At 69.0% G+C, this 20,612-nt stretch carries 23 protein-coding genes; 5 read left to right on the plus strand and 18 right to left on the minus strand.

Going from position 1 to position 20,612, the window contains the following annotated elements; all coding sequences use genetic code 11:
• Positions 1-136 precede the first annotated feature (136 nt).
• From QH270_RS15600 to QH270_RS15635, 8 genes are all read right to left on the minus strand, one after another.
• Positions 137-475 (minus strand): LGFP repeat-containing protein, encoded by a 339-nt coding sequence (locus tag QH270_RS15600; RefSeq protein ID WP_280342575.1) that lies wholly within the window; start codon positions 473-475, stop codon positions 137-139.
• Positions 476-611: 136 nt separating this feature from the next.
• Complete coding sequence (locus QH270_RS15605) at positions 612-1,217, minus strand: 3-oxoacid CoA-transferase subunit B (protein ID WP_432420369.1); 606 nt, start codon at positions 1,215-1,217, stop codon at positions 612-614.
• A 41-nt stretch (positions 1,218-1,258) separates the two neighbouring features.
• The gene (locus tag QH270_RS15610; RefSeq protein WP_280342579.1) at positions 1,259-2,002 is read right to left on the minus strand and encodes a CoA transferase subunit A; all 744 of its coding nucleotides are present in this window, start codon (positions 2,000-2,002) and stop codon (positions 1,259-1,261) included.
• A complete protein-coding gene (locus QH270_RS15615; protein ID WP_280342582.1) occupies positions 1,999-2,586 on the minus strand; it encodes an RBBP9/YdeN family alpha/beta hydrolase in 588 nt (195 codons plus the stop codon). Before QH270_RS15615 ends, QH270_RS15610 begins: the two co-directional genes overlap by 4 nt.
• A complete protein-coding gene (locus QH270_RS15620; protein ID WP_280342584.1) occupies positions 2,583-3,905 on the minus strand; it encodes an MFS transporter in 1,323 nt (440 codons plus the stop codon). The genes QH270_RS15615 and QH270_RS15620 overlap by 4 nt, the downstream gene beginning before the upstream one ends.
• Positions 3,906-3,986: 81 nt before the next feature.
• Complete coding sequence (locus QH270_RS15625) at positions 3,987-5,039, minus strand: 3-keto-5-aminohexanoate cleavage protein (protein WP_280342586.1); 1,053 nt, start codon at positions 5,037-5,039, stop codon at positions 3,987-3,989.
• 49 nt (positions 5,040-5,088) lie between these two features.
• Positions 5,089-5,955 (minus strand): TauD/TfdA dioxygenase family protein, encoded by an 867-nt coding sequence (locus QH270_RS15630; RefSeq protein WP_280342588.1) that lies wholly within the window; start codon positions 5,953-5,955, stop codon positions 5,089-5,091.
• 28 nt (positions 5,956-5,983) lie between these two features.
• Positions 5,984-6,958: a quinone oxidoreductase family protein gene (locus QH270_RS15635; RefSeq protein WP_280342590.1), complete on the minus strand. Its 975-nt coding sequence runs from the start codon at positions 6,956-6,958 to the stop codon at positions 5,984-5,986.
• Positions 6,959-7,064: 106 nt separating this feature from the next.
• Between QH270_RS15635 and QH270_RS15640 the strand changes: the two genes are divergently transcribed.
• Complete coding sequence (locus QH270_RS15640) at positions 7,065-8,063, plus strand: AraC family transcriptional regulator (RefSeq protein WP_280342593.1); 999 nt, start codon at positions 7,065-7,067, stop codon at positions 8,061-8,063.
• A gap of 9 nt (positions 8,064-8,072) precedes the next feature.
• On the opposite strand, the gene QH270_RS15645 is transcribed toward QH270_RS15640, so the two are convergent.
• The 3 genes from QH270_RS15645 to QH270_RS15655 all read right to left on the minus strand — a co-directional run bounded on the left by QH270_RS15645 (position 8,073) and on the right by QH270_RS15655 (position 12,102).
• Positions 8,073-9,107: a metallophosphoesterase gene (locus tag QH270_RS15645; RefSeq protein WP_280342645.1), complete on the minus strand. Its 1,035-nt coding sequence runs from the start codon at positions 9,105-9,107 to the stop codon at positions 8,073-8,075.
• An 89-nt stretch (positions 9,108-9,196) separates the two neighbouring features.
• Positions 9,197-10,423 (minus strand): hypothetical protein, encoded by a 1,227-nt coding sequence (locus QH270_RS15650; RefSeq protein WP_280342596.1) that lies wholly within the window; start codon positions 10,421-10,423, stop codon positions 9,197-9,199.
• Positions 10,424-10,623: 200 nt separating this feature from the next.
• On the minus strand, positions 10,624-12,102 hold the full coding sequence (locus tag QH270_RS15655; protein WP_280342598.1) for a sugar porter family MFS transporter: 1,479 nt from the start codon (positions 12,100-12,102) through the stop codon (positions 10,624-10,626).
• A 170-nt stretch (positions 12,103-12,272) separates the two neighbouring features.
• Here QH270_RS15655 and ppk2 point away from each other — a divergent pair, with 170 nt between their 5' ends.
• A complete protein-coding gene (ppk2, locus tag QH270_RS15660) occupies positions 12,273-13,208 on the plus strand; it encodes a polyphosphate kinase 2 (RefSeq protein WP_280342601.1) in 936 nt (311 codons plus the stop codon).
• 3 nt (positions 13,209-13,211) lie between these two features.
• On the opposite strand, the gene QH270_RS15665 is transcribed toward ppk2, so the two are convergent.
• Positions 13,212-13,949 (minus strand): SCO6745 family protein, encoded by a 738-nt coding sequence (locus QH270_RS15665; RefSeq protein ID WP_280342603.1) that lies wholly within the window; start codon positions 13,947-13,949, stop codon positions 13,212-13,214.
• Between the two features lie 82 nt (positions 13,950-14,031).
• On the opposite strand from QH270_RS15665, the gene QH270_RS15670 reads away from it, so the two are divergent.
• Together QH270_RS15670 and QH270_RS15675 are read left to right on the plus strand one after the other, a co-directional pair.
• Positions 14,032-14,754 (plus strand): SIR2 family NAD-dependent protein deacylase, encoded by a 723-nt coding sequence (locus QH270_RS15670; RefSeq protein WP_280342605.1) that lies wholly within the window; start codon positions 14,032-14,034, stop codon positions 14,752-14,754.
• Positions 14,755-14,787: 33 nt separating this feature from the next.
• A complete protein-coding gene (locus QH270_RS15675) occupies positions 14,788-15,444 on the plus strand; it encodes a CPBP family intramembrane glutamic endopeptidase (RefSeq protein ID WP_280342607.1) in 657 nt (218 codons plus the stop codon).
• On the opposite strand, the gene QH270_RS15680 is transcribed toward QH270_RS15675, so the two are convergent.
• The 4 genes from QH270_RS15680 to QH270_RS15695 all read right to left on the minus strand — a co-directional run bounded on the left by QH270_RS15680 (position 15,441) and on the right by QH270_RS15695 (position 18,897).
• A complete protein-coding gene (locus tag QH270_RS15680; protein ID WP_280342610.1) occupies positions 15,441-16,943 on the minus strand; it encodes a hypothetical protein in 1,503 nt (500 codons plus the stop codon). The two genes, QH270_RS15675 and QH270_RS15680, sit on opposite strands and share 4 nt — an antisense overlap.
• Before the next feature lie 86 nt (positions 16,944-17,029).
• Positions 17,030-17,212, minus strand: a complete 183-nt coding sequence (locus QH270_RS15685) for a hypothetical protein (RefSeq protein WP_280342612.1) — start codon at positions 17,210-17,212, stop codon at positions 17,030-17,032.
• A 19-nt stretch (positions 17,213-17,231) separates the two neighbouring features.
• Complete coding sequence (locus tag QH270_RS15690; RefSeq protein WP_280342614.1) at positions 17,232-18,479, minus strand: MFS transporter; 1,248 nt, start codon at positions 18,477-18,479, stop codon at positions 17,232-17,234.
• A gap of 43 nt (positions 18,480-18,522) precedes the next feature.
• Positions 18,523-18,897, minus strand: a complete 375-nt coding sequence (locus QH270_RS15695) for a nitroreductase family deazaflavin-dependent oxidoreductase (protein ID WP_280342617.1) — start codon at positions 18,895-18,897, stop codon at positions 18,523-18,525.
• A gap of 94 nt (positions 18,898-18,991) precedes the next feature.
• On the opposite strand from QH270_RS15695, the gene QH270_RS15700 reads away from it, so the two are divergent.
• Positions 18,992-19,663, plus strand: coding sequence for a TetR/AcrR family transcriptional regulator (locus tag QH270_RS15700; RefSeq protein WP_280342620.1), 672 nt, complete (start codon positions 18,992-18,994; stop codon positions 19,661-19,663).
• A 28-nt stretch (positions 19,664-19,691) separates the two neighbouring features.
• On the opposite strand, the gene QH270_RS15705 is transcribed toward QH270_RS15700, so the two are convergent.
• Positions 19,692-19,994: a hypothetical protein gene (locus QH270_RS15705; protein ID WP_280342623.1), complete on the minus strand. Its 303-nt coding sequence runs from the start codon at positions 19,992-19,994 to the stop codon at positions 19,692-19,694.
• A gap of 77 nt (positions 19,995-20,071) precedes the next feature.
• Positions 20,072-20,605: a DUF4334 domain-containing protein gene (locus QH270_RS15710; RefSeq protein WP_280342626.1), complete on the minus strand. Its 534-nt coding sequence runs from the start codon at positions 20,603-20,605 to the stop codon at positions 20,072-20,074.
• Between the last annotated feature and the right edge of the window lie 7 nt (positions 20,606-20,612).

Below are 20,612 nucleotides of genomic sequence, written 5' to 3' on the forward strand. Positions count from 1 at the left end.
TGAGGGGGGGCAGGACCCGGGCGGTGTAGAACCCCAACCCTCGAACATGCCCCTGGCACCCCACCGAGGCGGGGCTAATCCCACGGTGGGCACCGACCCGCTCGGGATCGGTGCCCACCGGTACGCCTCGGCCGGATCAGGCGTTGATCGTCACCGCGTCGTCGGCGATCGAGTAGCTGATCGACCCGTTCTCGAAGTGGCTGATCTTGCCGCCCTCGATGTCCTGCTCATCGGAGGTCGGGTAGCCCAGTCGGCCACCGGCGCCGCCCTCGGCCTCCCAGGCCTGACGGATCGCGCCGTACACGGTCTTGGCACCGGTCGGGAGCTTGAAGTAGATGACGCCGCCGGTGAACTCCTGGTACTTGCCCCCGTTCGGGGCGTCCAGCTCCTCCGAGGTCGGCTGTCCCAGCGGGCTCGACGCGCCACCGGCTTCGTTGTAGTGGTCGCCGATTGCTCCGTTGACTTCGAATGCCATTTCCAGCAATTCCTTTCACACAGATAACGATGGGCAAAGCAGCGGCGAAGTTACCGCAGGTTTGCTCGCTCCGGGCGACGACGCGCGGAGCGACATGACATCGCCAAGTTCTGTACATCGCGGGGTAGACGCCGGTTCAGCGCAGCGGCACCGAGGTGAACGCACGTACCTCGGATTCGGGTACACCGGGCGCGCATTCGCGCAACACCAGCCCGGCCGGCTCGACGTCGATGACGGCCAGGTCGGTGATGATCCGGTGTACCACCCGTTCGCCGGTGAGCGGCAGGGTGCAGCGCGGCACGATCTTGGCCCTGCCCGCCTTGTCGGTATGGGTCATCACCACGATGACCCGGCGTGCGCCGTGCACCAGGTCCATCGCCCCGCCCATGCCCTTGACCATCTGTCCCGGCACCATCCAGTTGGCCAGGTCGCCGGTCGCCGAGACCTGCATGCCACCGAGGACGGCAGTGTCGATGTGTCCGCCGCGGATCATCCCGAAACTGAGCGCCGAGTCGAAGAAGGCGGCGCCGTCGGTGACGGTGACGGTTTCCTTGCCCGCGTTGATCAGGTCGGCGTCGACCTCGTCCTCGGACGGATAGGGCCCAGTACCGAGGATGCCGTTCTCCGAATGCAGCGTCACCGCGACGCCGACGGGCAGATGGTTGGGAATCAGGGTCGGCAGCCCGATGCCGAGGTTCACGTACTCGCCCGGCCGCAGTTCCGCGGCGGCTCGGGCGGCCATCTCGGTGCGTGTCCAGCCACGCGGCACGGTGGTCGGTGCGGTCACGACACGGTCCGCCTTTCGATGAGTTCGGTGCGTGGTCCGGTCGCCACGATCCGGTCGACGAACACGCCGGGCAGGTGGACCTGGGCGGGGTCGAGGGTGCCCGCGGGTACCAGCATCTCCACCTGCGCGACGCAGACTCTTCCGGCCATCCCGACGAGCGGGTTGAAGTTGCGAGCCGCCTTGTTGAACACGAGATTTCCGGCACTGTCACCGATCGCGGCGTGCACCAGCGCGTAATCGGCGGTGATCGCCTCCTCCAGGACGTAGCGCCGCCCGCCGAAGCTGCGGACCTCCTTCGCGGGTGAGGCCACCGCCACCGATCCGTCGGCGCGGTAGCGCCACGGCAGTCCGCCCTCGGCCACCGCGGTACCGACCCCGGCGGCGGTGAAGAACGCCGGAATCCCGGTTCCTCCGGCGCGCAGCTTCTCGGCGAGAGTGCCCTGCGGGGTCAGTTCGACCTCGAGTTCCCCGGCGAGGTACTGGCGGGCGAATTCGGCGTTCTCACCCACATAGGAGGCGGTGATGCGCCGGATCCTGCGCTGTGCCAACAGGATTCCGAGCCCGTGCCCGTCGATGCCGCAGTTGTTGGAGAAGATCTCCAGTTCGTGTGCCTCGCCCGCGGCCAGCGCGGCGATGAGCTGGTCGGGGATGCCGCAGACGCCGAACCCGCCGACCGCGAGCGAGGAGCCGGTACCGATGTCGGCGACCGCCGCGGCGGGGGTGGCGTGGACGGTGGTCATCGGGCGGGCTCACTGTCGGTCATGGCCAGCAGCTCGTCGAGCAATTCGGCGGCCCGCGGCCAGGGACCGTATCCCGAGGCCGGGTTGAGATGGCCGACGTCACCGAGTTCGATCAGGCTGCTGCCCCATGCCTCGGCCATTCCCGATACGCGGCGAGCCGTGGCCAGCGGATCGGTGCTGCTGGCGGCGACGATGCTCGGAAACGGCAGTCGGCGGCGCGGAGTCGGCGTCCACCCGTGTGCGGCGAGTTCCTCGACGCTGGGATAGCCGGACGGTAGCGGGGTCTCGAAGTCGGGCGGGGTCGCCAGCAGCGCGCCGCGGACGGGCCGGTCGTGGCGCTGCGCCCAGTGCACGGTGATCATCACGCCCGCGCTGTGCGCGACCAGGACGACGGGGCCGTCGATTCCGGTGAGCACCGCGTCCAGGGCGGCTACCCGGGCGCTCACGCACAACCCGTCGCGTTCGAGGGGCGGCACGATCGCCACGTTGTCCAGGGTGTCGGCGAGCAGGCTCTGCCAGTGCTCGGCGACATGATCGCGCAGTCCGGGGACGATGACGACCGTGGGTTCGGGTAGAACAGTCATGTTGTGCGGTACTCCTTTTCGACGAGTCGGGGCGCGGCGGCGTGCACCTGGGCCACCTTGCGCAACCCCAGCGGATAGACACGGCGGCCCAGCATCAGCGCGAGGACGGCCGGCACCGACACCACGGGCATCACCCGCAACGCGGTCTGCAGCCCGAGGTGGTCGGCGAGAACACCGACGACGAAGGGCCCGAGCGCCAGCCCGAGCAGACTGTTGGCGAGGGTCAGGGTGCCGAACGCCGAGGCGCGGACCGAGGGATGGGTGAGGTTGGCGACCATGGCGACGGTGGGGCCGGCCGATCCGCCGGAGAAGAACGCGCCGATCCCGAGCAGAACCAGTTGTGCCGCCCCGGTGTCCAGGCTGAATCCGATGCCGAGGGCGACGAGCGAGATCACGCAGAAGGCGATGGCGGTGACCCATTTGCGCGCCATCTCGACGCGCCCCACCCGGTCGGTGATCATTCCGCACACCACCATGCCGGTGCCGACGAGGGTCACGATCACCGCCGCCGAACCCGCGGCCCGGTCCGGCGCCAGTCCGTAGTAGCGGTTGAAGAAGCTCGGGGTCCAGGACAACAGCACTGCCGCGGTGAACATCTGCAAGCCGCTGCCGACATACGCGCACAGAACCGCCGGATTGGTGAACAAGGTCGAGATCGGGGCGCGGAAAGCCTGGTCCGGCGTCGGTTCGCCGGCATGGCGGGCGATGCGGTCCTCGCTCACCGCGGCACGGAAGGCGACCGCCAGCACAAGTCCGAACAGGGCCATGGTGGCGAAGGACCACCGCCATCCCAGATGCACCGCGATCACTCCGCCCGCGGCGACACCGAGCACCGATCCGAACGAGCCGCCCGCCATGAACGCCCCGCTCAACGCCGCGTGCCTGTGCGCGGCGAACACGCTCAGCACCAGCGCCACGCCGACGCTGCCGTAGGCGGCCTCACCGACACCGACGAAGAACCGCGCGGCCAGCATCTGCGGATAGGTGGTGGCCACCGCGCACACCAGCGTCGCGACGCTCCACACGACCGCCATCAGCACCAGGCTCTTGACGCGGCCCCACCGGTCGGCCAGCACCGACAGCGGCAGCGTCAGCAACCCGACCATCAGGGCGACAACGCTGCTCAGCGAGGCCAGTTGCGAATCCGACAGTGCCCATTCGGCTTTCAAGAACGGAAAGACCGCGCTGAGCACTTGCCGGGACATGTAGTCGGCCAGCAGCAGCCCGAAGGCGAGGGCGAAGACCAGCCACGGATAGTTGCGGGACAGTGACGAGGAACGAGTCGGCGCGGGTGCGGCGACGGTGGTGGTGTTGTCCATGGGTGCTCCTGCGAACCGGTGGACGTCGTCGGTGACGTCCACCGGGTTGTCGAGGCGGGGGAAGGTCAGCCCCCGGAAAGGTCAGGCGTGGTGGGTGAATCCGACCTGGCCCGGCTTGCGGTTCGGCGCGAACCCGATCTTGGCGAGCGTCTCGTCGGCGTCGGCGTAGCGTTCGTCGAGCTTGTAGATCTCGCGTGCTTCCTTACCGGTGGCGACCCCGCGGCCGAGTTCGCCCGCGATCCGCACCAACTGCTGGATCTGCTGCACCGAGGTCATCTTCTCGCCCTTGCGGCCCCACAGGGTGTCCTCGTTACCGCAGCGCGCGTGCAGGCCCATCGCGATGGCCATCGTGTTCACCGGCAGCACACTGCGCATCAGCGTCTCCAGCGTGAGCACGGCCCCGTCGGGGGTGCGGCGGATGAACTCCATCATGTTGTAGGGGTTGGGGCCGTCGAATCCGCCACCGATGCCGACCCAGGTGAGCATCAACGGCCCGGTGTAGACACCACGGCGGATCAACCGCTCGACGGTCTCGAGTTGCGGGATGCTCGACAACTGGAAGTGCGGCTGGATACCGTTGGCCTGCAATCGCTTCAGATGCTCGGCGACCCAGGTCGGACCGGCGGGGACATACATCTCCCGGTAGGCCTCGTACACCTCGGGACGCTCGAAGGACGTGCCCGCGATGTCGTCCTCGGTCATCAGCTCGACGATGTTCATCTGGCTGGTGTTGATCGCGATGGTGACCTGGTCGGGCTTGGGATCGAGCTCGGCCAGCATGTGCCGCGCGTCGTCGGACAGCCACAGCGCGTCGGCGCCCTCCCCTTCGGGCGCGAAGGAGATGGAGCCGCCGACTTGCAGAATCATGTCCGGCACTGCCTCGCGCAACCGGGCGAGCAGTTCGTTGAACTTCGAGATCCGCTTGGAACCCTTGCCGTCGAGTTCACGTACATGGATGTGCAACACGGTGGCTCCCGCCGCATAGCAGTCGACCGCCTGTTGCACGTGTTCGTCGATGGTCAATGGCAGGTCTTCCCGGAAATCGTCGAGTTCCCATTCCGGGCCGTACGGTGCGGCGGTGATGACCAGCTTTTCCTGATTTTCCGGGAACAGGGCGTCGTCGTGAAAATGCATGGGGGTACTCCGATCGGTATTGCGGGTGGATGTCGAAAGAGAAGCGTGCTCAGTAGGGGCGGTCGCCGACGATCCCGGCGCGCTCCATCTTGCGCACGGCAGGCCAGTAGTCCTGCACCGCGTAGTGCTGGGTGGACCTGTTGTCCCAGATCGCGAAACTGTTCTCGGTCCAGCGCCAGCGCACCTGGTATTCGGGGATACTCGCCTGGCGGATCAGGTAATTCAGCAGTTCGCTCGCGCCGGGTGCGTAATCGGCGCCGAACCGCACATTCTCCGGGGTGTGGTAATTGACCAGATGCGTGGTGAAGGAATTGACGAAGAGAATGTCTTCACCTGTTTCCGGATGAATCCGGACCACGGGATGTTCGGCATCGGGGAAGCGTTCGTGCAGTGCGTGGCGGCGTTCGTCGGTCATCGCGGCGCCGAAACTGGCCTCGATACTGTGCCGGGCGCGCAGGTGCGCGATCCGCGATTTCACGTTCGCGGGGAGCCTGCGGTACGCCTCCACCATGTTCACCCAGATGGTGTCGCCGCCGACCGGGGGTGACTCGACGCAGCGCAGAACCGCGCCCATCGGCGGATCGACCCGCCAGGTGGCGTCGCAGTGATAGGAGTTCTCGTAGTGTTCCGGCGCGCTGTCGAGATCCTTGTAGATCCGGACCAGACCGGGATGGTCCGGATCGCTACCGAGGACCGGGTGATCTTCCAGCGGGCCGAAACGTTCGGCGAGCGCGACATGTTCGGCGCGGGTGATGTCCTGGTCCCGCGCGAACAGCACTTTGTGGCGCAGGAGCAGGGCACGGAGTTCGGCGAACAAGGTGTCGTCGGCGGCGACCTCGGCGAGGTCGACCCCGTGCAGTTCGGCGCCGATCGTCGCGGTCAGGGGTGTCGCGTGCATCGTGGTGCGGACGGTCATGGCTCGTTCCTTTCCGGAGGTCGAGGCATCAGAGGGTGAACACCGACGCGCCCACACTGCGACCGGCCTCGAGGTCACGGTGCGCCCGCACGGCGTCGGGGAGCGCGTAGCGCTGGTTGATCCGCACGCGCAGCCGACCGTGGGTGAGGTGATCGTGCAGCTCGCCCGCGAGTTCGGCCCGTTCGACGGGGTCGGCGATGTAGTCGGCGAGCGCGGGGCGGGTCACGAACAGCGAACCCTTGACGGCCAGCTGCATCGCCTCGATCGGCGGCACCGGTCCCGAGGCGGTGCCGAAGCAGACCAGAAGGCCGCGCCGCGACAGGGAGTCCAGCGAGGACTGGAAGGTGGTCTTGCCGATGCTGTCGTAGACGACCGGGACGCCGGCTCCGTCGGTGATCTCCCTGACCCGCGCGGCGACGTCTTCCCTGGTGTAGATCACGACATGATCGCAGCCGTTGGCGCGCGCCACGGCGGCCTTGTCCTCGGTGGAGACCGTGCCGATCACGGTGATCCCGAGCAGCTTCGCCCACTGGGTGAACAGTTGACCGACACCACCGGCGGCCGCGTGCAACAGCACGGTGTCTCCGGCGCGCAGTGGGTGGATGCGGCGCAACAGGTACGCGGTGGTGAGTCCGCGCATGGTCGTCGCGGCGGCGGTGTCGAACGCCAGGCCATCGGGCATGGCGATCAGATGCTCGGCGGGCATGATCCGCTCCGTGCTGTAGGCCCCCAGCGGGCTGCCGGTGTAGGTCACGCGATCGCCGACCGCGAAACCCTCGACGCCGGGCCCGATCGCCTCGAGGACGCCCGACGCTTCGACGCCGAGTCCGGCGGGCAACGCGGCGGGGTAGAGGCCGGTGCGGAAGTAGGTGTCGGCGAAGTTCAGCCCGACCGCCGCGTGCCGGATCCGGACCTCCCCCGGCCCCGGTTCACCGACCTCGACGGTCTCCCACCGCATCACGTCGGGGCTGCCGACCTCGGCGAATCGTATTGCGTGTGCCACTGCATCTCCTTCGGTGTGATGGACACAACAGTAGGGAGAGGCCATGGCTTGTGCTTATCCTGACGGGACATAATTCTTGTCATTTCGGGACATAGGAGGTCGTCCGGTGAAACCCCTGTCCCGGTACGCGTCGTTGAACGACTACGTCGAATTGGCCAGATCGCTCGGGCTGGAACCGGCGCGGCTGATCCGTGACTGCGGGCTCGATCCCGCCGGATTCGGAACCCAGGATCGCTGGATCCCGGCCGAGGCCGTAGCCGAACTCCTGGAACGCTCCGCGGCCGAATCGGGCCGGGAAGACTTCGGGCTACGGCTCGCGCAACTGCGGCGATTCTCCAACCTAGGCCCGTTGAGCCTGGTCATCCGCGAGGAGCCGGACGTGCGCAGCGCGCTGCGCCTGCTCGCCCGGCACGAACACATGTACAACGAGGCGCTGCACACCGAGATCGTCGAAGCCAACGGCGTGGCGACCATCCGGGTCCACGTCGAGGTCGGCAGGCCGGTGCCGGTCCGGCAAGCCGTCGACCTCACCACCGGTGTCCTGCACAGTCTGCTGCGCGGTTTCGTCGGGCCCGGCTGGCGGGCCGTCCAGGTGTGTTTCCGTCACCCGGCACCACGCGACCGCGGCACCTACCTGAAGATGTTCGGCCCGCACGTCGACTTCGACCAGGACTTCGACGGAATCCTCACTTACAGCACCGATCTCGACGCCACGAACGCGATGGCCGACCCGCTACTGCGCACCTACACCCGGCAACTGCTCGGCGCGTTGGCCCCCACGCGCGAGGCCACGGTCGCCGATCGCGTTCGCGAACTGGTCGATGTCCTCTTGCCCACCGGGCGGTGCACCGCCGATCAGGTGGCGCGCAGCCTCGGTGTCGATCGCCGAACGGTGCACCGCCGACTGGCCCAGGAGGACACGACGTTCACCGCGATCGTCGACGCCACTCGTGCCGCCCACGCCGAGCGGATGGTCGCCGGCGGTCGTCACACGCTCACCGAGGTCGCTGACCTGCTCGGCTTCTCCTCGATCAGCAATTTCTCCCGCTGGTTCCGTCTCCGCTACGGCGTCAGCCCCCGGCAGTGGCGGGACCGGCGGCACTGATCGATCCGCTCAGGCGAGGCGGCGGTCGAAGACCTCGGTACCGGTGCCGGTGGCGGGGTCGACGGTGATCGTGCGCAGGCGGACGCTCTCGGGGGTGAGGTCCAGGACCATGAAGCCGAGTTCGTGCTGGGTTTCGTAGAGCGCGGGGTGGGGACCGGTGCGCGGCTCGTGGCCCGCGGTCTTGCCGGCGGCGCCGGAGACGATCTGGCGGGTGCCTTTCGAGGACGCGGTCGGTTCGAGTACCTGCAGGGTGTGGTCGTGGCCCGACAGCAGCATCGAGACCTTGCCCAGCACGTGGTCTTCGAAGAAGCGTTTGGCGTGTACGCCGTTGAGCGGTTCGATGGGCAGGCCCTCGTAGTTGCCCGCGTCGCCGTGGGGGCCGTTGCTCAGGTATGGGTGGTGGGTGCAGGCGATCTTCCACGGCGCGGTGGATTCGGCCAGCGCGGTGTCGAGCCAGGCGCGCTGTTCGCTCATGTACGGGCCGTCGACGGCCCAGTAGGGGTCCAGCAGCGGCGGAATGTAGGCGGCGAGGGGGTTGATGTCGAGGACGAAGAACTCGACCACGGGATTGTGCTCGGGCACGCGCACCGAGTAGTAGCGGCTCGGCATCCACCAGCGTGCCGAGCGCGCGTGGTACTGGACCTCGTGGTTGCCGCGCGCGAGCCAGCCGCCGTCTCCGGGGAACACCCCGGAGGTGTCGTGGTTGCCGAGCACCATCGCCCACGGAAAGTCCAGTCCTGTGTTGGGATCCTCGAACTTGGCCGCGAACTGGGTGTCGTCGGGACCGTTGGGGCCGGACTCGTAGATGTTGTCACCGAGCCCGACCGCCATGGCGAACGGCTCACGGGCGTGGAAGGCGCGGGCGGCGTCGGCCACGGCCCACTGGGTGCGGGTGCCGGTGCCGGCGTCGCCGGTGATCAGGATGCGCGCGGAGCGCCCGGTGCGCGGCGGGGTGAACTTGGTGACTTCGGCGGGCACGGCGTGCGCGGGTGTGAGGCCGACGAGGGTCAGGCCGGCGAGGACACCGGCCGCCCCGGCCAGCATGTCCCTGCGCCCGATGCCGGTGGGGCGCGGATCCGGGATGGAATGCGACACGTGGATGCTCACCTTCTGGTCAGGGGTCGGGGGGAAACCTACACCGCGCACATCGACTGGATGACGCCACGCACGATCGGTGCGCCGTAATCGGTCGGGGCGAACGCCAGTTTCTGGGCGATCGTCAACGGGGTGAGCACCGCGTCGGCCACGCCGGCGAACCCGGCGACGGAGGTGCCCGCCGAGAACAGCAGGCTGGTGATGTCGAGGGTCAGGGTGGCCAGGTCGAAGGCGTTCTCCACTTCGACCTGCGCCAGCGGCACCGTGTCCAGGGCCTTGCCCTCGGCCAGGTCGGCGCCGAGGTTGGCCAGGAAGGTCACCGGCCCCATGTCGAGTGCCTCGACCAGCGGGCCGAGTTCGTCGGAGCGGCGCAGCAGCATCACCTTGGCGACCCGGTTGGCGGCCAGGAAGATCTGCAGGTCGTCGGCGGCCTGGTGCATGGCGGCCTTGTCGACGGCCACGGCACCGCTGTCGAGATACGCACGGGAGCGTTCGACGACGGTGGCCAGGGTCAGGTCGGCGATCGGCGTGCAGGTGCCGTCGGCGTTCGTCACCATCGCGGCCAGATCGCGGATCGGCTGGGGCACGAGCATCGGTTCGGTGGTGTCGGGGCCCAGTTCCAGCGGCGGGTAGACATCGGGCGCGACACAGCCCGCCTCGATCGAGTTCTGCACGGCCCGGGCCAGCGTCTTGGTGCCGCTGAAGGCCGCTCCGACAACGGGTTTCAGAAGGAATCCGACCGTGGGCACCATGCCGGCGGCGAGCTTGGCGGGGATCTTCACGATGCCGGTGGCCAGGATGAACACCTCGATGGCGTCGTTGACGGTCAGCTGCGACACCGACATCGTCTGCTCGATCCGTCCGGTGCGGACCGCGTCGAGACCGTTGACGAGATAGGTGACGATCGGGTCGTCGAGCTCGGCGGGCCTGGTGCCGACCTGTTCCGGGTGCACCGGCAACGTGTCGCGATGCACACGCTGCGCGGCGATCGCGGCGCGGAAGTCGGCGACCTGCCGGTCGTAGCCGGCGAGCTGGGCGGGCCCGACGACACCGCGCAGCACCGACGCGGCGGCGGTGACGATGTCGTCGAAGCTCGGCGCGCCGGTGCCGCACATTTGCTGGGCGTCGCTGATCGGCGTGGCGGCCAGGGTGCCCGTAGCCTCGGCCTGCGCGGCGCCCGGGGCCAACAGGCTGCCGGTGACAAGGGTCAGCGCGGTCAGGCAACCGGCGAATGGCAGGGCCAGGCAGGACATGGGTGGGCGCATGCGCGGTGATCTCCGGGTCGCTCGGGAACGGTGCGCACCGAAATCTAGAGCGGAGGAGCTTCAGAAACAGCGCCGTTTGAGTGAACGGCTGGCAAATTTGGGCAAACGTTCAGTTCCGGGACGTCATCCGGCGTCGTGGTGGAACAGGCGCGCTGGAAGCCGGGCACGTTACCCGCGATCACGTGCGGCACAATGCCCGGTCAGGTTGTGGTCGTCGGCTTTCCGAGACCCGTCTGGCCGTGCATGTCCTCCAGTGACATGCCTTTGGTCTCGGGGACGAAGCGGGAGACGAACAGCAGCGACAGCAGCGCGAACGCCGCGTACATGCCGTAGGCGAAACCGAGGGAGAACGTCTTCAGGCTCGGGAAGGTGACGGTGATCGCCCAGTTGGCGGCCCACTGGCCCGCCGCGGCCAGCGACAGCGCGGCACCGCGCAGCCGGTTCGGGAACATCTCCCCCAGCAGCACCCACACCACCGGGCCCCAGCTCATGCCGAAGAAGATCACGAACAGATTCGCCGCCACCAGCGCGATCGGACCGCTGGCACCGGTCAGTTGCGGCTGCAGCTCCCCCTCCGCGTCGGGGACCTGGGTGGCGCCGCCGAAGCAGATCGCCATCGTGGCCAGGGTGATCGTCATGCCGATCGAGCCGATCAGCAGCAGCGGCCTGCGCCCGATCCGGTCGATCAGCAGGATCGCCACGATCGTGGTCGCGATGTTGACCACCGAGGTGAACACGCTGATCTGGAACGACTGCGACTCCTCGAAACCGACGGCCTCCCACAGGATGTTCGAGTAGTAGAAGATGACGTTGATGCCGACGGCCTGCTGGAAGATCGACAGGAACAACCCGACCCAGACGATCGGGTAGATCCCGCCGGCCGGGCGCCGCAGATCCTTCCACGACGGCTTCTCCTCGCCTTCGAGGCTCTCCTGGATGCGGCCGATCGTCAGCGCGAGGTTCTTCTCGCCGAACAGCATCGTCAGCACCCGCCGCGCCTCGGGGATCTGCTGGGAGGCCACCAGGTAGCGCGGCGATTCCGGGATGGTCGAAGCGAGCACGCCGTACACCAGGGCCGGGATCATCATCGACAGGAACATCCAGCGCCACGCCTCGAGCCCGAACCACAGCACTTCGCCCGCACCACCGGCGATCTCGGCGAGCACGTAGTCCACGAGCAGGGCCAAGAATATGCCGAGCACGATCGCGAGCTGCTGCAGTGAACCGAGGCGTCCGCGGATCCGTGCCGGTGAGGTCTCGGCGATGTAGGCCGGGGCGATCACCGAGGCGATACCGACCCCGAGACCACCCACGACGCGCCCGAGCACCAGCACCCACACGTCCGGGGCGAAGCCGGTCACCACCGCGCTGAGGAAGAACAGGGCCGCGGCGATCTTCATGACCTTGATCCGGCCGATCCGGTCGGCGATGCGACCCGCGGTCATCGCACCGGCGGCCGCGCCGAGCAGCGCGGAGGCGACCGCGAAACCGAGGACGGCGTCGTCGACACCGAATTCGGATTGGATCGCCGAGACCGCGCCGTTGATCACGGCGCTGTCGAAGCCGAACAGCAGACCGCCCAGCGCGGCGACGGCGGCGATCCGGACGACCGGGCCGTTGGCGTCGGAGTCGTCGTCGGGTAGCGCGCTCTGATCGGTGGTAGAGCCTCCGTCGTGCATCGACTTCGTCCTCTCCGCGGCGTGGCGGTGCGGCCACGCGTCTCGCTGTGTGGTCAGGTCGCAGTATGCACGGCGCCGACCACCGGAGACGGCCAGGACACGCGCCACGGGCAGTGTGCGCACACCGGGAGTTCACCTCGGTGACACGCGGCGCGGCTACGGTCCCGAGGATGACCGATGTCGAGACCCGCCCGATCCCGCGCGATCTGAGCGAGATCGCCGATCTCGCGACCGCGGTGGATCTGACCGACACGACCGCGTTCTCCGTCGACGACAGCGACGACGACGATCCCCTGCTGCTCACCGAGCCCGGCGGGCGGATCGTGGACACCTGGCGCGAGGGCTACCCGTACGAGGAGCGCTTGGCGCGCACCGAGTACGAGTTCGACAAGCGGTTGCTGCAGATCGAATTGCTGAAGCTGCAGAACTGGACCAAGGCCACCGGCCGCCGCATCGTCATCGTGTTCGAGGGCCGCGACGCGGCGGGCAAGGGCGGCACCATCAAGCGGTTCATGGAGCACCTGAATCCGCGTGGCGCGCGGGTGGTGGCGCTGGAGAAACCCTCGGCCAGGGAGTCCACGCAGTGGTATTTCCAGCGCTACGTCGAGCATCTGCCCGCGGCGGGTGAGATCGTGCTGTTCGACCGGTCCTGGTACAACCGGGCCGGAGTGGAACGGGTCATGGGATTCTGCACGCCCGAACAGCATCGGCGCTTCCTCGCGCAGGCGCCCCTGTTCGAGCGGATGCTCGTCGACGACGGCATCGACCTGGTGAAGTTCTGGTTCTCGGTGTCGCCGCTCGAACAGCGCACCCGGTTCGCGATCCGCCAGGTCGACCCGGTCCGGCACTGGAAGCTCTCGCCGATGGATCTGGCCTCACTCGACAAATGGGACCAGTACACCGCGGCCAAGGAGGAGAACTTCGCGCACACCGACACCGATCACGCGCCCTGGATCGTGGTCAAGAGCAACGACAAGAAACGCGCGCGGCTCAACGCGATGCGCTACGTGCTCAACCGGTTCGAGTACGAGAACAAGGATCACGAGATCGTCGGCACCGCGGACCCACTCATCGTGGGCCGCGGGCGCGACGTTCTCGGTTCCTGAGGGCTAGCGCGTCAGGGCGGCGCGGTGCGCGGCGGCCATCAGCGTCGCCAGTTCGTCGCGTTCGGCGGGCTCGAGGACCTCGAAGCACGGGGCGATGAGTTCGTCGGTGGTGGTTTCGGCGGCGGCCCAGCGGGTGCGCTGATCATCGGTGACCGGTGCGAACGGCTCGGTCCAGCCCAGTGTCCGCGCATGGGTCGGGCCGTCGGACATGGGGGAACCCGCGATCAGGATGGCCTGTAGCGGGGTCAGTCCGTGCGCGAGGATCGCGAGCAGGTGCAGGCCGCCGCGCAGTTCGCGCAGCACATGGGTCAGCTGGAGGGTGGCGGCGCGGCCGTCGGCGGGGACCGGCATGGCGCGCCAGCCCGCGAACAGCGGAAGTCCCGGCGTCGGCGCCGCGGCGACCACGCGCCGCAGCAGTTCGGCGAGCCGGTCGGCGTCGTCGAAGGCGGCCAGTTTGCGGCGGCCGAACTCGTGACAGGCCTCGACGTAACCCTCGGCCGCCTTCGCGGCGGGCACCGGCACCGATTCCCAGGCGGTCCGGACACATGTGGGTTCGAAGAACCCGAACGCGGCGGTGACGACGTCGGCGTCGACCTCGCCGAGCACGCCACCTCGTCCGCGGGTGTAGGCGCCGTGGAATCCCGGTACGCCGACCGTGTCGCCGAATTGCCGTGCCTCGCGGGAGATCATGAACGCTCCGCCGAGTTCGAGCACCTGCTGTTTGACCGCTGTCGCCGCCATCGTCTACCACCTTCCGTAGTGTCCGACCAGACTTTAGCGCACAATAGTTAGATCGGACAGTGGTTCGCAGTACCCTGAATCCGTGTCCAGCCGACCCCTCGTGGCGATCCTGTCCGGCGCCGGAGTCTCCACCGACAGCGGGATCCCCGACTACCGCGGCCCGAACGGCCTGTGGCAGCGCGATCCCGACGCCGAGAAACTCGTCACCTACGACTACTACATGCGCGATCCCGACATCCGCCGCCGATCCTGGCTGATGCGCGGGCAGCATCCGGCCTGGCTGGCGCGGCCCAACGCCGCCCACGACGCTATCACCACCTTGGCGAAGACCACGGCCGTGCGGGTCATCACCCAGAATGTCGACGGCCTGCACCAGCTCGCGGGCCTGCCCGACCGCAAGGTCATCGAGCTGCACGGCAACGCCCGCGCGGTGGTGTGCACCGCGTGCGGTGCCCGCTCCGCGACCGAGACGGCACTGGCACGCATCGAGGCAGGCGAGGACGATCCGGCGTGCCTGGCGTGTGGCGGGATCCTCAAGACGGCCACCGTGATGTTCGGTCAGGCACTCGACGCCGAGGTACTCGGCGAAGCCGTGGCCGTCGCGCGGGCCGCGACGGTGTTCATCGCGGTCGGGACGAGCTTGCAGGTCCAGCCCGCCGCCTCGCTGGCCGGAATCGCGGTCGAGCACGGCGCGCGGCTGATCATCGTCAACGCCGAACCGACACCGTACGACGAACTGGCCGACGAGGTGATCCGCGAGCCCATCGGCACCGCGCTGCCCGCCCTGCTGGCCACACTGGCCTGAGCGCGATCCAGACGGCGCGGCTAGTCTCGGGGCATGACCGTCGAGACCGGCCCCGGCGGCCGGAAGACATGGCTCGCAGTCGAATTCGTCGTCCTGTTCTTCGGGGTCATCGGCTTGTACGCGCTCGTCTTGCGCGGTGTCAGCCCCTTGCCCTTCCTGCTGGTCGTGGCCGTCGGGGTGGTGCTGTATCTGCGCCGGTGCGGCTCCGATCGGCACGATCTCTGGCGGTCAGAGGCCCTGCCCGGAGCGCTGCCGGGAATGCTCGCACTGTTCGCGGTCGCGGCGGTCGGGCTCGGCGCGGCAGTCGCGCTCCTGCGCCCGGAGGCACTGTTCGATCTGCCGCGGGAGCGTCCGCTGATCTGGCTGCTCGTGCTCGTGTTCTATCCGCTGGTCAGCGTGTATCCCCAGGAATTGCTGTTCCGGGCGTTCCTGTTCCAGCGTTATGCGCCGGTGTTCGGCACGGGCACCGGCATGGTCGCGGCCAGCGCCAGCGCGTTCGGGTTCGCCCATCTCATCTTCGGCAGCTGGCTCTCGGTCGTGCTCAGCGCGGCCGCGGGCTGGTTGTTCGCCGAACGCTACCGCCGCACCCGCTCGCTGCTCACGGTCTCGGTCGAACACGCCCTCTACGGCTGCCTGGTCTTCACGATCGGCCTGGGCGACTACTTCTTCCACGGCGCGCTGACGACCTAGGTGGGTGCCGGGGCCGGTATCGCTCCGATCCGCAGCAGCGACCAGACCAGCAGCGCGCCGACGCCGACCGTGAAGAAGGCGATCATGGGCAGGTCGACGTCGTCACGGCGGCGGGTGACGATCTTGACCACGGCTCCTTCGATGAAGAAGGTCAGCACGAGCACGGCCAGCACGGCGACCGCCGCCCACATCGCGTCGGGCAGGCGAGCGAAGTAACTCAGTACCCAGCCGAGCAACAGCGTGACCGGCAGGCCGAGCAGCATCCACCCGAATCCGAGCAGCACCAGGTTCTCGCCGTGCGCGGCCGGGTCGAGCCGGCCGGATTCGTGGCGCGAGTGCCGGATCCGGCCGACCTGGACGACCGCGTGCGCGAGACAGGCCAGCGCGCACGCCGCGACGAGAGTGAAGTAGGCCGCGTCCGGTTGCGGCACCGGGCCCGTCCAGCGCATCGGCAGCCATCCGGCGCACACCATGACCACGACGGCCACCACCACCGCCGGGCGTGCCCGCAGCCCGGCGCGGACGTAGCCGGCGGGGAACACTCGCTCGGAGCGGCCGTAGAGCCAGCCCAGCCAGGCCGGCGCCATCACGCCGACGAGGACGGTCAGCCACCGCGACGGCCCGTGCGCCTGGAACATCGACACCATCGCGACGAGCCAGGACGCGACGACGATGAGCACCGCGGGGCGGGCCAGTGCCGTCCACAGCGCGTCGGCTCGCGCGCGAAGGGCCTCCGCCGGATCCGGATCGGGCAGCGAAAGCTCTTGTACGACAGCGCGTTGCGACTCCCACCAGGCGTCGATTCTGGTCTGATCCGGTGGTTCCCACGCTTCGGCGAAGGCCGATCCCGCGCACAGCACGGGACTGTCGTCGGTGCGGTGGTCGTAGTCGTCGTCGAGGTCGCCGAACTCGCGCATCGACTCCATGCGCGCGGTGATCCGCAGCCCGTGCCACGGTTCGTCGCAGTACGGGTTCGGGCAGGACGGATAGGTCGCGCCGTAGCCGCCGGAGTGCTCGCCCTCGCGCAGGCTCTCCTCGACGAGTTCGTCGATCTCGTCGAGCAGCCGCCGCACCGCGGCCTCGCCGCGGCCCGGCTCCGCGACGCCGCTGTCGGCCGAGTCGCGGTGAGCGCCGGCGCGCACGGATGCCACGGTCTCCACCGCGACCGGGGCATATTCGGCCACCGCCGCCGACGATGACGCTTCCACGGGTTCGGCTCGCCGCCACACCCGTCCGAACCACGTGCGCCGCACCACGATCGCGTGCGCGGTGCCGCCGATCATCGACAACGTCCAGCAGATGTCGAACACCGTGTCGTGAGTGCCGACCGCCCACACCTCGAGCGCGAACACCCCCAGATACCCGAGCGCGGCCACCGCCAGCGGGCCCGACTTGGCCCTGACCGCCAGCACCGCGAACAACGGCCAGGTCAACACGCCGAGGGACACCAGCGGCACGAACGACACGACCCAGCTCAAACCCCGGAGTACGGCTGACACGGCACTTCTCCCCCACTACCCGGACACGATCCGCCGATCCTAGAGACGGGCGGGGCGGCGAGTCCACACGATTGAGCGCCTCGGCGCTACTCGGGTGCGGGGGCCTCGACGGGTCGGCGCCGGTCGCGCACGAGCAGCACCGCGGCGGCCACCACCCAGATGACCGCGAACGCGACGGCGCGCATCGGGCTCCAGTTGGTGATCAGCAGGAGCACCGCGACGCCACCGAACAGGCCGAGCAGCCGCATGCTGTGCGCGGAGACTTTCACAGGGCCGATCATCGCACGCTCAGCGCTCGGCGGGGGCGTCGACCGGACGGCTCACCGCGCGACGCCGCGAGTGCCAGGCCAGTGCGGGCACGATGAGCAGCGCGATCAGGGCGCCGAGATAACCCAGGCCCGGATAGTCGCTCGCGGCCACGATCACACCCGAGCCCAGTCCACCGCCCGCGCCGGCGACGGCGATGCCGACATCGACCGTGCCCTGGGTGCGGGCGCGCGTCGCCAGCGGGGTGGCGTCGGCGATCATGGTGGTTCCCGCGATCAGGCCGAGGTTCCAGCCGAGGCCGAGCAGGCCGAGGGCGGCGGCCAGCGCGGGGACCGAATCCGGCGGGGCGAGCGCCGCGGCCAGCCCGGCCGCGACCAGCGTGGCGGCCGCGGCGACGGCGACGAGCCCGGCGCCGAATCGGTCGACCAGCATTCCCGACAGCAGCGAGGGCAGATACATGCCCGCCACGTGGACCGCGATCACGAAACCGGCGGCGCCGACGCCGTGCCCGTGGTCCTGCATGTGGATCGGCGTCATGGTCATGATCGCCGCCATCACCAGTTGGGTCACCACCATCACACTCGCCCCGGCCACGATCGGTGCCGACCACGACTTGTCCGTGGACCCCTCGACCGGCTCGACCAGCTCGTCGGTCGCGGCGATACCACGCGCGAGCACGAGCGGGTCCGGGCGCAACAGCACCCACAACACGATCCCGGCCAGCAGATAGGCGGCGCCCGACAGTACGAAAGGCCCTGCCAGCGGCGGTATTCCAGCCGTGCCCGCCAGTTCGGCGGTCGGGTGCAGCAGATTCGGCCCGACGACCGCGCCCACGGTCGTCGCGACGAGCACGATGCTGATCGCGCGCGCCCGATGCGCGGGCTCGGCGAGGTCGGCACCCGCGTATCGCGCCTGCAGGCTCGTCGCGGTGCCCGCACCATAGACGATCAGCGCGGCGAACAGCAGCGCGATGCTGTCGGACACCGCGGCCACGACGACGCCGAAGCTGCCGAGCGCTCCGGTCAGGTAGCCGGCGGTCAAGCCGGCCCGGCGCCCGGCACGCTGGGAGATCCGGCCGACGCCGACCGCGGCACCCGCCGACCCGATGGTGAACAGGGCACTGGGCAACCCCGCCAGCCCGGTGGAGCCGAGCATGTCCTGGGCCAGCAGCGCGCCGACGGTGATCCCGGCGGCCAGCCCGGCGCCGCTGAGGATCTGGGCCGCGACCAGGACGGCGAGGGTGCGCCGCTGGGCGGGATGTTCGCTCATGACCGTCAACAGTGCGCCACAGATGGACGTTGGTCCAATCCGTTCAGCCCGGAGCGTGGTCCATTCGCAGGAATTCGCTGATGCGCAGCAGTTTCGGCGGACGCGTCGCGTCGGGAGCCATCGCCGCTAACGCCTCGGCCTCGTCCACGAGCCGTGGCGCGGTCAGTTCCACCTCGGCGCCCTCGACGCGCAGCCGAGCGCTGCCCGCGGCCAGGATGTTGCGCACCCAGTCGGAGCGGGCGCCGTACACCAGGACGAACAGGTATCCGCCGTCGACAGGGAAGGCATCGAGCGGGGTTTGGTAGGTCCGGCCCGAGCGCCGGCCGGTGTGGGTGAGCACCGGCCATTTCCCGCCTTTGACGGCGCGCGGATTGAACACCCGCTTGTTGATGTGTCCCCACCACAGTGGCATCGGCATGGGAATCTCCTTCACAGCCAGGTGTTCTTACACATGTAAGGTTGTCTTACGTATGTAAGGTTGTCAAGACTGCCGCCGGACCGAGGAGATGCCCATGCCGACGCGACCGCCGCTCACCCGGGACCGCGTGCTCGATGCCGCCATCCGGGTGGCCGACCGCGGCGGCGTCGCGGCGATCACCATGCGCCGCGTCGCCCAGGAACTCGGCGTCGAGGCCATGTCGCTGTACCACCACGTCCCCAACAAGGACGCGATCCTCGACGGCGTCGTCGACGCGGTCTTCACCGCCATCGACCTACCCCCCGACCACCCCGACTGGCGCACCGCCCTGCGAGCGCGCGCCACCTCGGCCCGCGCGGTCCTGTCCCGGCACACCTGGGCCCTGGGCCTGGTGGACTCCCGCCGCACCCCGGGCCCGGCCACCCTGCGCCACCACGACGCCGTCCTCGGCGTCCTGCGCCGCGCCGGTTTCAGCCTGCCGATGGCGGCACACGCCGTGTCCCTCATCGACAGCTACATCAGCGGCTACGTACTCCAGGAGGCGAGCCTGCCGATCACCTCGCCCGACGACATCACCGAGGTCGCCGGGGCCCTGCTCGCCGACCTGCCCACCACCGAATTCCCCCACCTCACCGAAATGATCACCGAGCACGCCCTGCGGCCCGGCTACGAGCACACCGCCGAGTTCGAGTACGGCCTCGACCTGATCCTGGACGGCCTGGAAGCCCGGCGCACCAGGACGAACGACAACGGCCGGGCGGGGTGAACCCACGCCCGGCACCGCGCCGACCGCGTCAGTGACCGCCGGGGTCGGTCAGATGCAGCCCCTCGTGCACCTTGATCCGCCGATGTTCGGCGAGCACTATCGCCACGCCCGACAGCAGGCAGATCCCGCAGACCACCCCGGCGATCACTGCCCATCCGGCATGGCCGGACGCCGCGGCGGTCAGGGTCGCGGCGAGCGAGACGATGCCGACACCGATGAGGAACAGCCCCGGCCAGTTGAGCGAGTCCTGTATGGACTCACCCGCGTGCGACCGGAAGGTGCGCTCGGTATCGGGGAACTTGTGTACATGCGGAACACTACTGGCGTCCATAGCCCTGCCGTCCTTTCGGCGAACGGTTCCTCTTTCAGGAGTACCCCTTGTCGCGCCGAAACACCAGTGCCGGTCGATCAGTCCCGCACGAGCACGAAGAAATAGGGTTCGGGCTGGTCACGGAAGTCCATCAGGCCGAGCACGGTGTCGCTGTCGACGCGACGGAACACGTCGATGATCGGCAGGTGGTCATAGACCATCGCTGTCGTCACGACCCCGCGATGCTCCACCGCGCGCAATCGCGCCCGGTACCGGCGGGTGCGCACCACCGGCTTGACGAGACCGATGAGCCCACGCCCGCGCTCGACCACCGGGTGCGGGATCTTGTCGGCGATACCCAGCGGCACCCGCTTCGGGTCGACCGCGAAGATCTCGCCGCCGCGACCACCGAACAGCAGCGGATGCACACTGTCGGGGCCGTCGAACTGCTTGCCATACCAGCCCGAGGCCGCGAGCAGCCCGTCCAAGGGGTGGCCGGTGGCCAGCTCACGACCGTGCCAGCGGCCGGTCAGCTCGCCGGCCGACACCGGCGCGAGACTGTCGAACAGGGCCGTCGCCGCCGCCCTGTCGCAGGCGGGTTCGAGCGCGGCCAGTTCCTCGATGGCGGTCACGGATTCC

Source organism: Nocardia neocaledoniensis (genome assembly GCF_029868625.1).
Lineage (GTDB): Bacteria > Actinomycetota > Actinomycetes > Mycobacteriales > Mycobacteriaceae > Nocardia > Nocardia neocaledoniensis_A.